The following is a 284-nucleotide window of genomic DNA, read 5'->3' as shown; positions in this document are numbered from 1 at the left end:
GATTTAAAGGTTGAGAATCCAAAACCATGGCAAGCCTCATATACAACACTTTCGTTGCATTCTACAGCAGAAACAGGTGAAAAGCGGTTTAACGAAAGACGATCTACAAGATAAAGTGCTTCTCCTGGACGGTTAGAAACGGGATCATTCATCCAAGGGGTTAATTGATAATCACGGCTATTGTTGGCCCAGGTAAAGATTGCTCCTTCAGCAGAGACATGAAAGCCAAAGCTGTGGTTCGCAATGACATTAATCCAAGGATGTGGTGTTGTGGTGTGTCCATG

Annotated in this window: 1 protein-coding gene; it reads right to left on the bottom strand. The window is 43.3% G+C overall.

What is annotated here, in order from left to right:
- The coding region (locus tag ACFIK8_RS12380) for a hypothetical protein (RefSeq protein ID WP_375669598.1) at window positions 1-284 on the bottom strand (284 nt) is incomplete at both ends.

The sequence above is a fragment of the Bartonella sp. MR168JLCBS genome (genome assembly GCF_042194175.1).
This window is presented reverse-complemented; position numbering and strand designations above follow the sequence as displayed.